We start from the raw sequence: 14327 nt of genomic DNA, 5'->3' as shown, positions 1-14327 counted from the left end.
CCGTTCCGCCGGGCAGCGCGCCGGGCGGCGAAATGTTTCTGCAAGCGACGGTAAGGGCGAGCGGGCTGAGGCCGGCGACCGTCAGTTTCTACCTGGCGGAAGGCAGCACGCACGGACCGGATGATATTTTGATCGCCACCGCGAGCGTGAGACCGTTGTCGCTGCTGCTCGCTCCCCAAGCGCTTCAGGTGACTGCACTTATCGGTTCGCTAGTGCCGCCGGGTCTCTATTTCGTGCTGGCATGCACTGGCAGTCAATGCGCGGCGAGCCCGAGTACTATCCAAATCCTGGGCGAGGGCCTGAGCGCGATCGATCAGACTCCCGGGACAACATCGCCTACGCCGCCCGCGACCGAGTATTTTCCGGAGAATCCGGGGGATGGCTTTACAGTGGGCAGTCCATTTGCCTGCCCGTTCTCGACCCACGGTCAATGGCCAGGCAGCTGCGTGTGGGTAAAGACCAAGGTCATAACTATCCTCGGCCGCCAGACGGTTGACGGATTATTCTACTGTCCGACGGACCGCCCGTATCCTTTCCAGGTCGCGCTTGGAGACGATCCGCTCTGGGAGGACCTGACCACACCTCGAGACTCATTCGGGCGAACGAATGCGGTCAGTTTTACCAAGTACAAAATTGGCGTTACCGCTCATCCATACTCATATGCAGGCTTCGGTCCGGGGACAACTCCGCCGAATCGTGGATACGCAAGTTTTCGGTTTTTCGGGCATTCGCTAATTACGATCTTCGGCCAGGCGCAGTTCCTGTGCAGCGATAAGCCGACGACCGGGGCACAGCCATAGCGACGAGGGAGACGACAGGTTTCAAAAACGCGATCGCGAACGAAAGCTTGGAAGATAAAGATATGATGGGGCGCTCCGAAAATAGAATTATCGCTGCCGGCTCAAACGTAGGAAGAACGGGCCGCAGCATCGTTTGGCTGGTACTATTCGTCGTGGCGCAATTGACGATATTATCGGCCTCACGCCCGGCATCCGCTCAGCTCAGTTCAAATCTGACGGTTTCAAGCGTGCTCGCGCCGGCTCCTCCCGGCGGCCAGCCTGATGGCCAAATGCTGCTGCAGGCGATGGTACGCTCGCGAGGTATTTTCGCGCGCCCGTCGAACGTGATGTTCTACCTGGCGGCGGGCCGAACACGGAGTGCTGGTGATGTTCTGCTTGCGACGGCGATCGTGAACCCGGGGGGACTGCTTTCGGGAACGCAAACCATTGCCGTAACGGCGCTCATCCCGGAACAGACGCCGCCGGGATTCTATTTCGTGCTGGCCTGCGCGGATACTCAGTGCGCGCCAACCGCGGCAACTATCCAGGTGCTAAGTCAGGGGTTGAGCCCGGTGGACCAATCCGCTGGAACGACCTCCTCATCGCCTCCTTTCACCGAGTATTTTCCTGAGTCTCCTTCGAGTGGGATGACGGTCGGCCAACCATTCGCCTGTCCGTTTTCGATCCACGGACAATGGCCGGGTAGTTGCGTCTATGTCACTACCAAAAAATTCGATATTCCTCAGAACACCCAGCTAGGGGGCCTGATGTACTGTCCAAAGGACCGGCCCTATCCCTACCAGGTAGCGATCGGATTCGATCCTCTATGGCTCGACAAAACCGTCGGTACCGTGCCCGCCGCGACGAATGCTGTCAGCTTTACCAAGTACAAGAGCAATATCTTCAATAGGCCCTACTCCTATGCCGGGTTTGGTCCGAATAGCGCGCCGCCGAATCGTGGCTACGCTGCATTCTTCTGGGCAGGATGCACGAGCTGTGGAGATGGAACCGGTCAGGTAGAATTCCTATGTAGCGATAAGCACACCTCCCATGCCGCGGAGTGATTTGCCTCCGCTCTGAGTTCGAATCAAGAGGATGACAAACGGTCACACCACGAAGGACACCAAGGTCACAACGTAAATTCTAAAGGGCGGCGCGAGCGCCGCCCTTCTCAGTGCCTTGTGATCCTGGTGTGATTCTTCGTTTTTCTCTTAATAATTGCCCTTGGCGCCTTCAGCGTCGGCATCTCCGGTGTCGAGCAGAGGCTTAAAGCGGTTTAGCCCAAAACTCCATCGGTACCTGCTCCGGCCCGACGACGGATTCGCCAAACCCGAATTTGCGATACAGCCCGCGCGCGCGATCGTTGTCCTCGCGGACCTCGAGCGTGAGCTTGCAGCACCCGAGCGAGCGCGCTTTGCCTTCCACCGCCGTCATCAGCTTGAGTCCGACGCCTTGCCCGCGGTAGCCCGACAGCACGCCGATATCGTGGATATTGAGCAGCGGCCGCGCTGCAAAGGTCGAGAAGCCCACGAAGCAAAGCGTGAAGCCGATCGCCCTGCCATCGTCGTAGGCGAGAAAGACATAGTACGCGGGATGCTTGCGCAATTCGGGAACGAGGTTGCGCCGCACCTCGGCCGGCAGCGCGAGGGAGCCTTCCATCGGATCGAGCGCGTACGCATCCATCATCGCGAGGAAATCGCGCTCATGATTCGGATTGGCGAGGTCGGCTTCGACAATGGAAATGAGCCCCATTGAACTTCACCTGATACTTTAAGAACCGCTCACGAAACCTTCTGATCGTCCTTGTAATGCTCTTCCCAGTTCCGGTAGCCGTCGGGATCCCAACGCTTCCAGGTGCCTTCGCGCTTGCCATCCTTATACTGCCCCTTCGCTGAGATCTTGCCGTTGTCGTACCATCCGATGTGCTCGCCGTCCTGCACGCCGTCCTTGTAATGGTCGATGGAGGCCTTCTGGCCGTTGTCGTGCCACAAAGTCCATTCGCCGTCCTGTTTACCGTCATGATAGCTGCCTAGCATCATGAGCGAGCCGTCGGGGCGGTAGAGCAAGAAGGGACCGTCCTTGACCTCCTGGCCGTTGATGGTCTTCGCGCAATAGAGTTCACTGCCGTCGGGGGGGCCTTCGCCCATCAGCTTCGTCCCCTCGGCGCAGGTGGGTCTGGCAGGTGCGGCGGAGCCACCGCCGTTGCATCCGGCAAGGAGCATCGCGAACAGGGCAAGGATCGTAAGTATCGCTTTAGGTTTCATGATGATTCGGTTGTATCTCAATCTTAGCGCGCCGCGCTCCGACTTGCGATTTTCACTGTCGGCGCTGCCAAAGAAAAAGCGGGACGAGCTCTGAGGCTCGCCCCGCTTTCCATAGTTATCGAATCGTCGATCAGCCCTTGGAGCCCGTCGAGCCGAGCAGGTTGCCGCCGAGCGTCGCGTTGCCGACGGTGGTATCGCCGACCACGTTGATCATCGCGGGCTTGCCGGATTTGAACGCGCGCTCGAGCGCCGGGATGATCTGCTCCGGCGTCTCGACATGCTCGCCATGGCATCCCATCTCGGCGAAGACCTTGTCGTAGCGAATCTTGTCCAGCATGTTGAACGGATCAGTGCGGCCCTTGAGCCCGGGCATCTGATCGAAGTTCGGACCCCACGAGCTGTTGTTCCACAGCACCGTGATGACCGGCAGCTTGTAGCGCGCCGCAGTTTCCATGTCGAAGCCGCCGATTCCGAGGCCGCCGTCGCCGCTGATCACGACGACCTGCTTGCCCGGACGGCCGAGTTGCGCGCCGATCGACATGCCGACGCCGTGACCGACCGGCGCGAGCGGGCCCGCGTCGACGACCTGGCCCATGAAGCGGCAGGTGAACGCGCGGCTCATCCAGCCGGAGAGCGTGAAGCTGTCGATAATCGTGGTCGCGTCCTTGTCCAGCACCGTGATCAGATCCTCGCACAGGCGCGCGGGATGAATCGGCGTGTTGTTGGTGACCTTGGAGTTCTGCTCCTTGATCTGGTTGTCGAAGCGCGTGCGGGTCTCGAAGACCTGCTTGTTCCACGCCGAGTTCTTATGCTTGGAGAAGTCGAGCTTCAGCTCCTTGGCGCGATTGATCATCTGGCGCAGCACAACCTTCGGATCGCCGACCATCGGCAGGTCGGCATTGACCTGCCATCCGATACGCGTGGGGGTCGGATCAACCTGGATGTACTTGGCCTTGTCGGTCCAGGTCGGCGGCTGGCCGAAATGCTCGCCGCTCCAGAAACGGAAGCCGATCGCGAGCACCACGTCGGCGTTGCCGGTGAAGGGCTTCTTGAAAGCGCCGCGAATCGCCAGCGGATGCTCCTCGGAAACGACGCCCTGACCGGCGCGCCGGGCGTAGATCGGAATCTGCGTCAGCTCGACGAGTTCCTTCATCTCGGGTCCGGCCTGCGACCAGAACACGCCGTCGCCGCATGCGATGATCGGGCGCTCCGAAGCGACCAGCATCTCCAGCGCCTTGTCGATCTTGGCCGGGTCGCCGCCCGAGCGGACATCATCGATCTGGAAGCGGCCTGCGCCCTTTTGTTGACGCGCGTCTTCCTCGTGGTGATAGAGGATGTTCTGCGGAATCTCGAACAGCGCGACGCCCTGCGGCGGCGAGATCGCCTCGCGGAAGGCGGAGCGCAGATCGAACTGGATCGTGCTCCAGTCAGTGACGCGCTTGGTGAACTTGGAGAAGCTCGCGACGACGTCGGAGCCGTAGGCCTCCTGGAACGATCCGAGGTGATCCTCGGTATTCGGATGCTGTCCGGAAATGCAGACCACGGCGCTATTAGTGAGGCCGGCGACGCAGAGCCCGGTGACGGCATTGGTCAGACCGCATCCCGCCGTGACCATGCAGACTCCCACCTCGCCGGTGACGCGCGCATACGCATCGGCGGCATAGGCGGTCGCCTGTTCGTGTCGCATATGGATCAGCTTGATGTCGTGGTTGCGAAGCTGAGCGAGAATTGGAAACAGGTGACCGCCATTGATCGCGAAACAATAGCGCACCCCATTTTCTTGCATGACGCGGGCGATCAACTCGCCGCCATCGGCATTAGCCATCCTTGGGTCCTCCGTAGAGACTGTTGCGGTGACGCCCGCGCGGCGCGGGTTCCGTACGAGCCCGCAAAGCGGGTCGCGTCGGGAAGGCAATCACGGCGTTAGCCGAATCCTTACACATTTCCTGCACGCCCGAAAACCGCGTGATGCGTCCGACGTAAAGAAAAACGCGGCGCATTCTTGGAGTGCGCCGCGTTGATAACGATGGAGGATCGGATTCAGCGAGCCGCTTGATGTTCGAAGTCAAGGCGGCCGCGGATTTTCTCGATCGTCGCGTGATCAACCCATGCGCCGTGCTGATTCGGGCAGGCCATCCCGCCGAGGCCGATCGAGCCATAGGCGATCGCAGCACGAGCCTCGAGTTTCGCATTGCAGTCGGGACAATGAATGTCCTTGGGATGGCGGTGGACGAGGTCTTCGACGATGTCCTCGATGGCCTCGAACAGCACCTCACCTACCGCCTCATGATGCGCCGCTGCGGCGTTGGCGAGCCGTGCTCGCAGCCCTTCAAGCGTCGGCCATGTCAGCCATGCGCCATGCTGCATCGGACAGGCCATCCCGCCGAGGCCGATCGCTGCACGCGCGTCGAGCGTCTCACCGCATACCGGGCAATGAACCGGCTTGGTGTAGCGCTCGCGCAGCTTGGCGAGGATCTCCTCGTCGTGCTGATGGGCCCAGTGATCTTCCATCGCCTTGCCGCGATTATGTAGAGCTTGTCCCAGCCGGTCTTTTTCGTCGCTCACCTTAGCCTCGCTTTATCTCCGTTTGCTTCAAATAATTTTATCCCATCTTCGTGGCTCGATTGAACATGCAGAAGGTGCCCGTCGGCTGGACGTAACGCGCTACATCCTGGCGATCAGCTCGCGCGAAATTTCCTCGATACACGCGTTGAACGCGTCCATCGGCGGGTTGATGAAGATCTGCGTGAGTCCGCCGCGCTCGAGCGCGCGCAGCCGCTCGATAACTTCGTCGCGCGTGCCGATGATCGTCGTTCCGGAGATCGTTTCGGGTGTCACGAAACGCCATTCAGCCGCCGCCACGAATGCGCAATGGCCGACGTGCAGGTCCAGGTAGCGCTCGTCGGACTTGCCTAACTGCGAGACATATTTTTCGTACTCGGCGTAGATCGGGGCAACGCTCTCGGGCAGATACCCGGGCCGCGCATATCCCGCCGCCATCGCATGAAAGCTCGCCATCACCCAATGCCCCGTCATCATCTTGACGCGCGGCGAATCGAGCTTCTCGCCGGGCTCGAGCACGCAGACGTGAGTCAGCGACACGATCGGGAAATCCTTGGCCAGCTTGCGCCCGGCCTTCGCCGCGCCGGCCTCCAGATGCTTGCGGACATTGTCGAGCCGCGAGGTATCGGTGATACCGGTCGTGATCACGCCGTCGCCAAACTCACCTGCGAGCGCCAGCGTCTTGGGGCCGTTGGCTGCGACGTAAAACGGGATGCGATCGTCGAGGTTGATGAAGCGCCGCTCGTGATTGAGATAGCGGATATGGCGCGTCATGCCCTCGGTCTCGTACATCGCCTCGCGGCCGCGCAGCAGATCGTGAATCACGCGCACCTGCTCGCGGAAATCGGCGTGCTTGACTGGCGGCAGACCCATCACGCGCCGTCCGGTATGCCCCGTGCCGAAGCCGAGGATCGTCCGCCCCGGCGCGACCTGGTTGATCGTCGCGATCGAATGCACCGTCACCGGCGGAATCCGATTCGATGCAATCGCGACTCCAGTGCCGAGCTTGATACGGCTCGAGTTCACTGCCGCCAGCGCCATGCAGGCGTAGGTGTCGCCCCAGATCATGTGCGAATCGGGAATCCAGGCGTGAGTGAAGCCGTGGTCTTCGGCGAACTTCACGTCGCTAATCGCGCGTTCGGGTTTGGTGAAAATCAGCGTTCCAAAATCCATGACGATCGTCTCCTGCGGCTTGCGACTATAAACCGGATCGCATGCTCGCCGTCAAAGCCTGGATGTCCTCGTGATCGCGCTTCCAGTATGGTTCCGGCGGTGCGCCCGACGATCGATACGATTCTCTTCGACCTCGACGGCACGCTGACGGACTCAGGCGCCGGCATCGTGCGATCGGTTCGTTACGCGCTTGAAGCGGTGGGAATGCCTGCGACGGATGATGACGATTTGCTATGGTGCGTCGGACCTCCCTTGCGCGAGAACATCGCTCGCCTCCTGCCGGGCGCGGAGAGCACGCTGGTCGAGCGCGCTATCGACCATTATCGCGAGCGCTACGATCGGACCGGCTATCTCGAAAACAAGGTTTACGACGGCATCCACGATGTGCTCGCGACGCTCGGCCGCGAACACCGACTTATTTTGACGACGGCGAAGATGCTCGATGTCGCCGAGACCGTGCTCGATGCGTTCGAACTGCGCCGCCACTTCGTGGGAGTGTACGGCAGCCATCGCGACGGCACCTTTTCCGACAAGCGCGAGCTGCTCGCGCATGTTATCGAGACGCATCGGCTATCGAGCGCAACGACCGCGCTGGTCGGCGATCGCGAACACGACATGATCGCCGCGCGATATCACCGCATGACCGCGATCGGCGCCGGTTATGGTTATGGCTCACGTGCCGAGTTGATCAACGCCGGCGCGCACGTCATCTGCGAGACTCCCCGCGAAATCGTAAGCGCCATCGAGGCACTGAGAACGTCGCACGACTGAAACACGCGGCCTACTCTTCTTTGGCGCGGCTCAGTGCTTCGAGCTTTTCGAGGCGCTCCTGGAGTTTGCGATTGTCCTCGCGCAGCTTCTCGACGTCGGTGCGCAGGCGATCGCCTTCCTGCACTCGCGAGCGGCCTTCGCTGATCGCGGTGATCGCCTCGTTGGCGCGGCGCTGGATTCTGCCGTCGAGATCGCGCTCCGCGAGCCGCCGCACTGGTCCGAGGCCGCGTGTGTCGCCGATTTCCTCGAGCGCACCCGGTAGTCGCATCCGCACCATGAACTCGCGATCGTCGCCGAGCGGCGTCAGCCAGTCGAGAATTTCGTCGCGGCGATTTTCGAGCCGCGCGCCGAAGCGAGCGAGCGTGCCGATCGCGGCGACGCGCGCGCGCGGCGGCATTCCGTATGCCATGAAATCATGCGCCACCGGAATCGCGCGCTCGTCGCGCAGCTCGGCCATCCCGGCCAGGCTGTGGGCGCGAATCGTATCGAGATACGAATCGCGATGAATCGTGGTCTTGAGACTGTCGAATGCGCGCGCATCGCGCGTCTTGCCGAGTGCGAGCGCCGCCTCGGCCTCTACGAAGTAGCTCTCGTCGCCTTCTTCGAGACGCTCGATCAGCGCCGACGCCGCGTGCTCGTTGTTGCGAAACTCGCCGAGCCCCCGCACCACGGCGCGCCGCGCCTTGGGATGCTTCGCGTTGAGGCCTTCGAGCAGAGCGTGAAGCGCGGCCTCCGTTTTGATGGCTCCCAGAGCCGCCGCGGCATCGGCCTGTACGCCCCAGAACTTGTCATTAAGCAGAGCCTCGCGGAGCGCATCTACCGCCTGCGGGCTGCCTTCCTTGCCAAGCTCGCGCGCCGCGCCGCCTCGCCCGATCGCTTCCGGCGCATGCTTCAGCGCGAGCGTCAGCGCCTCGCGCGAGCGCTTGTGTTTGAGCGTTTTCAGCACGTCGTACTCGGGATCGAAGCGTACGGCCTTCGGCGCCTTGTCGAGGACGAAGTTGAAGACTTGTTCCTTCTCTTTGATTTCCACACGATGACGCGTCTCGTTGCCCTCGGCGTCCATCAGCGCGATCGTCACGGGAAATCTGAAGAGCCCGATCTTTTCGCCCGTCTTTTGAGTCTGCTTCACGGTCACCGACGCGAGCTTGCGCTTGTCGTCGAAACTGCTTGTCACTTCGATTTCGGGATGACCTTCCTTGTAGACCCATTGGTCGAAGAAGAAATCGAGGTTGCGCCCGGTCGCATCCTCGAAGGCGCGCTGCAAATCCTGCGTGATGACGTTCTGCCCACGATGGCGCGTGCAGTAGAGATTGAGCGATTTGAAAAAGAGCTCATCGCCGACCAGTCGCCGCAGCATGTGCAAAATCAGGCTGCCCTTCTCGTACAGATGACGATCGAAGAGCTCGATCGGCGCGCGATAGCGATTGCATACCACCGGCCGCCGGTAACGATTCGTGTCTTCGTCGAGGTAGCCCTCGCGATCCTGGCGCACGTTCCAGGCAAACTCGTCAGCGCCCAGGTTTTCCTCGCACCACAGCGCCTCGAAATAAGTCGCGAAGCCCTCGTTGAGCCATGCGTGCGCCCAGTCGCGGCAAGTGAGCAGATCGCCCCACCATTGATGCGCCAGCTCGTGGGCGACCAGCGGATCGCTCTTGAAATCGATATGCGCGCGCGCATCGTGCATCGTGTCCGCGGTCTGCGTGGTGGCGGACGTGTTCTCCATCCCGCCGAAAATAAAATCGTTGACCGCGACCTGCGCATACTTGGCGTAGGGATAGGGCACGCCGATACGCCGCGCGAAAAACTCGATCATTTTCGGCGTATTGCCAAACGCTCGGCGCGCATCGTCCTCGTGTCCCGGCTGGCAGTAGTACTGCACTGGAACGTCGCCCGCGCGCTCTTCGATAAGCGTGAACTCGCCCGCCGCCAGCGACATCAGGTACACGGAATGCGGCACGTCGTGGCGCCAATGAAAGGTGCGCGTGCGCGCAGCAGCGTCTGCTGTCGTCGCGATCAGCGCGCCGTTGGACACGGCGGTGAAGCGCTCCGGCACGGTCGCGATCACTTCACTGGTCGTGCGATTGTTCGGGTAGTCGTAGCAGGGAAACCAGTAGCGCGAATCCTCGTCCTCGCCCTGCGTCCATGCCTGCGCGGGTTTGTTGGGATATGCCTCGTCGGGGCCGACGAAGTAGAGGCCGCGGCGCGGGAACGCCATATAGTCGATCGCGACCTCGCTCTCCTCGCCCGCTTTCAGAGCCGACGGCAGCGCGATCCGCAACTTGCCGTCGTCAACGTCGAACGAGGCATTCCTGGATCCGACGCGCACACCGTGAATCTTCATTTCGGCCGCATCGAATTCGAGCGACTCAACACCGTCGGTGATCGCGGCCAGCTTGTGCGTCGCGGTGCCGACGATCGCGCGGCGATCGAAATCGAGGGTGATCTTCACGCAGACGTGCGTGATATCGGCGGCGCGATCGCGCGGCCATTTCGGTTCGACGTGGTCGGGTTGAAAGGATCGGCGCCCGCGCGCCATAGAGGTGAACGCATATCGGTCGCCCAGTTCCATCGCCATCTGATCGAGAAAACGCGGCTTCAGCATGCGGCAATCCTAGAAAGCTCGGTGACGCGGCGCAATCAAGAAAGCGGGCACGCCAATGGTGCAGAATCGCACGTTGACATATGTCCGCATGATTTGTACAAACGTACATCATGCTTTTCGGCACCCAGAACCGCACCGCGACTTCCTCCGCGGAGGGCAGGCGGCGGGAAATCCTTGCCGCCGCGCTGCGCGTGATCGCGGCGGGCGGCGCTGACGCTGTTACACATCGGCGCGTCGCGTCCGAGGCCAAAGTACCGCTTGGCTCGCTGACTTATTACTTCGAATCGCGCGAAGAGATGATTCGCGAGGCGTTTCGTTTTTACATCGACGAGGCGACGGAGTTCATGCTCGAAATCGAGCGCAATATTCCGATGGCGACCGCTGCCGATATCGTCGAGCTGATCGCAGAAATCATGCGCCGCGAGTTCATGCAGCCCGAGATGCTGCGCGCCGAGTACGAGATGATCCTGCACGCGTCGCGCGACGAGCAGGTCGCCAAGGAATTCGCGGCGTGGGAGCGCGGCCTCGAGATGCGCCTGGCGGCGCCGCTCGAACTGCTCGGCGCGGAGCGTCCGGTCGCGGCGGCGCGCACGATCCTGCATCTCGTGCGCGGTTTCGAGCTCGAGCAGATCGCGCATCGAGCCGAGGAGCTTGGCGACTTGCGCATGCGCCTGACTGCCGTCGTCAACGCGCTCGTCGCGCCGCGCGCCATGTCGCCGATTCGATCACAAGCAATGGTTCATAAGCGGCCGCGCCGCACGGTTCGAGGCGCAGCCGCAAATCGAGCATCCAAAAGGAGCAGTCCATGACCGTTGAACATCTGCCCGCTACCGCAACTGCGGACGAAGTTGCCGCGATCCTCGCCCGTGACGGCGCGGTCGTCGTTGACCAGCTGATTACGCCCCAGGCGATGGACGACCTCGCCACGGAACTCGAACCGTTCATCGAGCGCAACGGGTTTGGCCCAGACGAATTTTCCGGCCGCCGCACCAAGCGCACGGGCGCACTGGTCGCGCGCTCGCAGAAGGCGCGCGACCTCGTAATGAATCCGCTCGTGATCGAGACCACGAAGAAGGTGCTCGGTCATGCGAGCAGCTTCCAGCTTCACCTGACGCAGGTGATCACGATTGGTCCGGGCGAGCCGGCGCAGACGATTCATCGCGATCAATGGGCCTTTGATTTCTTTCCGTTCCCCAAGGGCTACGAAGTGCAGTGCAACACGCTGTGGGCGATGACTGATTTCACCGAGCGCAATGGCGCGACGCGCGTGGTTCCCGGCAGCAATCATTTCGAGGACAAGCTGCGCTTCAAGGAAGAGGACACCGTTCCGGCCGAGATGAAGAAAGGCTCGGTGCTGTTCTATACCGGCGCGGTTTATCACGCGGGCGGCGCGAACCGCTCCGACTCCACGCGCAGTGGAATCAACATCACGTACAACGTTTCATGGCTGCGGCAGGAGGAGAATCAATATCTGGCGGTGCCGCTCGAAGTCGCCAAGACTCTTCCAGTGGATCTCCTTAAACTGATCGGATACCAGCGCGGCGCCTATGCGCTCGGCTACGTCGGCGATCTGCTCGATCCGATGGAGGTTGTAAAACCCGACTATCGCCAAACCGGCCTCGGCGATTTGAAGGAATCGCAACAGCGCCTGCGCGACCAGGGCGGCTTCGATGTAGTGATCAAGAACGACGAAGTTTAAAATTAATCCATTGCTTGGAAATAGTACGGTGGGCGTCCCTACCCGCCACTAAGATGCGCGAGCGGTAAGGCTCGCGCCGCATTTTTTCAGCATCGAGGGCGCGCAACGCGACGTCTTGATGGCGGGCAGGGACGCCCGCCCCACTGATTTTTCCAGGATTCGAAACGGTCGCGGGCGTTTCGGCACGCACGAGAATCCGCTAGTTATCGGCGCGATGACTTCTCGACCAAAGATCGGGCGGCCGCGAGCACATGAGCTTGGAATTCCGTTTGATGGCGAACCTGGGCCGCTCAATGCGATGACCGATGTTGCCGGCGTTGAGGTCGGTCACACCACGATTGTTCGCGGCACTGGAAAGCTGCGCGAGGGGCGGGGGCCGGTTCGCACGGGGGTTACTGCGATTCTGCCGCGCGGCCGTCGCGACCAGTCGCCAGCGTTTGCGGGATACTTCGCGCTCAATGGCAATGGCGAGATGACCGGCACGGCGTGGATCGAAGAATCGGGATGGCTCACGTCGCCGGTGATGATCACCAACACGCACAGCGTCGGCGTCGTGCGCGATGCCGTCATCGCGTGGCAGCTCAAGCACAAGGCGCTCAGGCAGCCATGGTCCCTGCCGGTAGTCGCTGAAACCTGGGACGGCTGGCTCAACGACATCAACGGCTTTCACGTCACCGCGGCGCACGCGCATGCGGCGCTCGACGGAGCACGCGCTGGGCGCGTCGTCGAAGGATGCGTCGGCGGCGGCACCGGGATGATCGGTTATGGATGGAAGGGCGGTATCGGGACCGCCTCGCGAAAGCTCGCGCGCTCTGCGGGTGGATGGACGCTCGGCGTGCTCGTGCAGCTTAACTGCGGGCGCCCGTGGGAACTCGTTATCGCGGGCAAGCAGATCGGCAAGGTTCTGAAGCCTCAGAAAGATCCGTTCGGTCGGCAGGAGCTTGGATCGATCATTATCGTTGCCGCTACCGATGCTCCGCTGTTGCCGCATCAACTCAAGCGCATCGCGCGCCGGCTTACGATCGGCCTCGCGCGCACGGGCAGCGTTTCGGGCAACGGTTCGGGCGATCTGTTCCTCGCATTCTCAACGGCACAGCCGGGGCGGGCTGGAAGCAACGGCGTCGCGACGACGAAGATGCTCTCGAACGCGCATATGGATCCGCTGTTCGCCGCGAGCGCGCAGGCCACCGAAGAAGCGATCGTCAATGCGCTGGTTGCAGCCGAGACGATGACCGGCATCGACGGCCATCGCGTCGATGCGATACCGCATGATCGGTTGCGCGAGATATTCGCGGGCAAATAATCGCTTGCCTCAGTTCGGCCATGCGCCGACGATGGCGACTGAAAGTCGAGAGCCGCAATGAAGCTGAAAAGATTTGTCGCAGCGTTTTTCGCGGTCATCGCACTGGCTGCGTTTTCGATCCGAGCGGATGGCGCCGAAGGCGCTTTCAAACCGACCCCGGCAGGCTCGCCGCCGAGCAAGCTGCGCGAGTTCCAGTTCACCTATCACGCGGATATTCCGGTCACGAATCAGTCGGCGCGCAAGATCGAGGCCTGGATTCCTCTGCCGCGCGACGACGCATTTCAGCAGGTGACCGACCTCAAGATCGATTCGCCCGTGCCAACTCGAATCGTTGACCAGCCGGTGAACGGCAATCGCGTTGCGTATCTCGAAGCGTCTGCGCCGTTGCCCGCTACGATTCCAGTGACAGTTAGTTTCGTCGTGACGCGGCACGAAGAGGCGGCCGACATGGTTCGCGCCGCGCGGCCGCTTCCAGAGCCGACCGACGGTGCTTTTGCGCAATACCTGGGGCCCAACAAGCTGGTTCCTGTCGATGGACGAATCGCGCAGATAAGTAACAACCTGTCGGAGCAGGGCATCACGGCACTCGAACAGGCGCGCGTCATCTACGAATACGTGACCGAGGTGATGAGCTACGACAAGTCAGGCACGGGATGGGGCCACGGCGACGCGGTCTACGCCTGCGACATCCGGCGCGGTAACTGCACCGACTTTCATTCGCTGTTTATCGGCCTCGCGCGGGCGCGCGGAATTCCGGCGCGCTTCACGATCGGCTTTCCGCTGGCGAAAGCGAAGTCAGGCACGATTCCGGGGTACCATTGCTGGGCCGAGTTTTACTCGGGCGGAGTGTGGGTGCCGATCGATGCGTCCGAAGCCTGGAAGCATCCTGATCGCCACGCCTATTACTTCGGCAACCTCGACGCCGATCGCGTTGCGTTCACGATAGGCCGTGATCTCGTGCTCGATCCCAAACAGAATGGCGAGGCGCTCAACTACCTGATTTATCCATATGTCGAAGTCGATGGAGTAGCGGTGCCGCAGAAACAAATCGTCACAAAGTTTTCATACGCGGATACGGCACCTTGAACTCGGCGCTCCCGGCAGCGCGCCGCGATGACTGAAATCTAAACAAAAAGGCGGCCTTGGCGGGCCGCCTTTCAAATTCGCGCTTAAC

The 14327-nt window shown here is 61.5% G+C and carries 13 protein-coding genes; 7 read left to right on the top strand and 6 right to left on the bottom strand.

Features of this window, described 5'->3' with window-relative positions; translation table 11 throughout:
- Positions 1–800: hypothetical protein (locus VMA09_16055; protein HUA35123.1), on the top strand; the 800-nt coding region annotated here is incomplete at its 5' end.
- A 47-nt stretch (positions 801–847) separates the two neighbouring features.
- Complete coding sequence (locus VMA09_16050) at positions 848–1843, top strand: hypothetical protein (protein ID HUA35122.1); 996 nt, start codon at positions 848–850, stop codon at positions 1841–1843.
- 202 nt (positions 1844–2045) lie between these two features.
- Here the strand turns inward: VMA09_16050 and VMA09_16045 are convergent, their stop codons facing one another.
- From VMA09_16045 to VMA09_16025, 5 genes are all read right to left on the bottom strand, one after another.
- Positions 2046–2531 carry a GNAT family N-acetyltransferase gene (locus VMA09_16045; protein ID HUA35121.1) on the bottom strand — a complete coding sequence of 162 codons (486 nt, stop codon included), beginning with the start codon at positions 2529–2531 and terminating at the stop codon, positions 2046–2048.
- Between the two features lie 29 nt (positions 2532–2560).
- Positions 2561–3043, bottom strand: coding sequence for a toxin-antitoxin system YwqK family antitoxin (locus VMA09_16040; GenBank protein HUA35120.1), 483 nt, complete (start codon positions 3041–3043; stop codon positions 2561–2563).
- 130 nt (positions 3044–3173) lie between these two features.
- Positions 3174–4868, bottom strand: coding sequence for a thiamine pyrophosphate-binding protein (locus tag VMA09_16035; protein ID HUA35119.1), 1695 nt, complete (start codon positions 4866–4868; stop codon positions 3174–3176).
- A 215-nt stretch (positions 4869–5083) separates the two neighbouring features.
- Positions 5084–5608 (bottom strand): hypothetical protein, encoded by a 525-nt coding sequence (locus VMA09_16030; protein ID HUA35118.1) that lies wholly within the window; start codon positions 5606–5608, stop codon positions 5084–5086.
- Positions 5609–5707: 99 nt separating this feature from the next.
- Entirely contained in the window at positions 5708–6778 is a 1071-nt protein-coding gene (locus VMA09_16025) for an LLM class flavin-dependent oxidoreductase (protein HUA35117.1), read from the bottom strand.
- Between the two features lie 87 nt (positions 6779–6865).
- On the opposite strand from VMA09_16025, the gene VMA09_16020 reads away from it, so the two are divergent.
- A complete protein-coding gene (locus tag VMA09_16020) occupies positions 6866–7549 on the top strand; it encodes an HAD hydrolase-like protein (protein HUA35116.1) in 684 nt (227 codons plus the stop codon).
- A 10-nt stretch (positions 7550–7559) separates the two neighbouring features.
- Here VMA09_16020 and VMA09_16015 read toward each other — a convergent pair whose 3' ends face one another.
- On the bottom strand, positions 7560–10151 hold the full coding sequence (locus VMA09_16015; GenBank protein ID HUA35115.1) for a M1 family aminopeptidase: 2592 nt from the start codon (positions 10149–10151) through the stop codon (positions 7560–7562).
- Positions 10152–10261: 110 nt separating this feature from the next.
- Between VMA09_16015 and VMA09_16010 the strand changes: the two genes are divergently transcribed.
- The 4 genes from VMA09_16010 to VMA09_15995 all read left to right on the top strand — a co-directional run bounded on the left by VMA09_16010 (position 10262) and on the right by VMA09_15995 (position 14239).
- Positions 10262–10960, top strand: coding sequence for a TetR family transcriptional regulator (locus VMA09_16010; protein ID HUA35114.1), 699 nt, complete (start codon positions 10262–10264; stop codon positions 10958–10960).
- A complete protein-coding gene (locus VMA09_16005) occupies positions 10957–11850 on the top strand; it encodes a phytanoyl-CoA dioxygenase family protein (GenBank protein ID HUA35113.1) in 894 nt (297 codons plus the stop codon). Before VMA09_16010 ends, VMA09_16005 begins: the two co-directional genes overlap by 4 nt.
- A 214-nt stretch (positions 11851–12064) precedes the next feature.
- The gene (locus VMA09_16000; protein HUA35112.1) at positions 12065–13153 is read left to right on the top strand and encodes a P1 family peptidase; all 1089 of its coding nucleotides are present in this window, start codon (positions 12065–12067) and stop codon (positions 13151–13153) included.
- A 57-nt stretch (positions 13154–13210) separates the two neighbouring features.
- Positions 13211–14239, top strand: coding sequence for a transglutaminase domain-containing protein (locus VMA09_15995; protein ID HUA35111.1), 1029 nt, complete (start codon positions 13211–13213; stop codon positions 14237–14239).
- Positions 14240–14327: the final 88 nt, after the last annotated feature.

Source organism: Candidatus Binataceae bacterium, from assembly GCA_035508495.1.
GTDB lineage: Bacteria > Desulfobacterota > Binatia > Binatales > Binataceae > JASHPB01.
Note: the sequence above shows the minus strand (reverse complement) of the source record. Positions and strands in the feature narration are given on the sequence as shown.

Coding starts and splice junctions, on each gene's coding strand:
- VMA09_16020 (HUA35116.1), top strand. CDS start 6,866: ATGGTTCCGGCGGTGCGCCCGACGATCGATACGATTCTCTTCGACCTC.
- VMA09_16045 (HUA35121.1), bottom strand. CDS start 2,531: ATGGGGCTCATTTCCATTGTCGAAGCCGACCTCGCCAATCCGAATCAT.
- VMA09_16000 (HUA35112.1), top strand. CDS start 12,065: ATGACTTCTCGACCAAAGATCGGGCGGCCGCGAGCACATGAGCTTGGA.
- VMA09_15995 (HUA35111.1), top strand. CDS start 13,211: ATGAAGCTGAAAAGATTTGTCGCAGCGTTTTTCGCGGTCATCGCACTG.
- VMA09_16040 (HUA35120.1), bottom strand. CDS start 3,043: ATGAAACCTAAAGCGATACTTACGATCCTTGCCCTGTTCGCGATGCTC.
- VMA09_16015 (HUA35115.1), bottom strand. CDS start 10,151: ATGCTGAAGCCGCGTTTTCTCGATCAGATGGCGATGGAACTGGGCGAC.
- VMA09_16025 (HUA35117.1), bottom strand. CDS start 6,778: ATGGATTTTGGAACGCTGATTTTCACCAAACCCGAACGCGCGATTAGC.
- VMA09_16005 (HUA35113.1), top strand. CDS start 10,957: ATGACCGTTGAACATCTGCCCGCTACCGCAACTGCGGACGAAGTTGCC.
- VMA09_16035 (HUA35119.1), bottom strand. CDS start 4,868: ATGGCTAATGCCGATGGCGGCGAGTTGATCGCCCGCGTCATGCAAGAA.
- VMA09_16010 (HUA35114.1), top strand. CDS start 10,262: ATGCTTTTCGGCACCCAGAACCGCACCGCGACTTCCTCCGCGGAGGGC.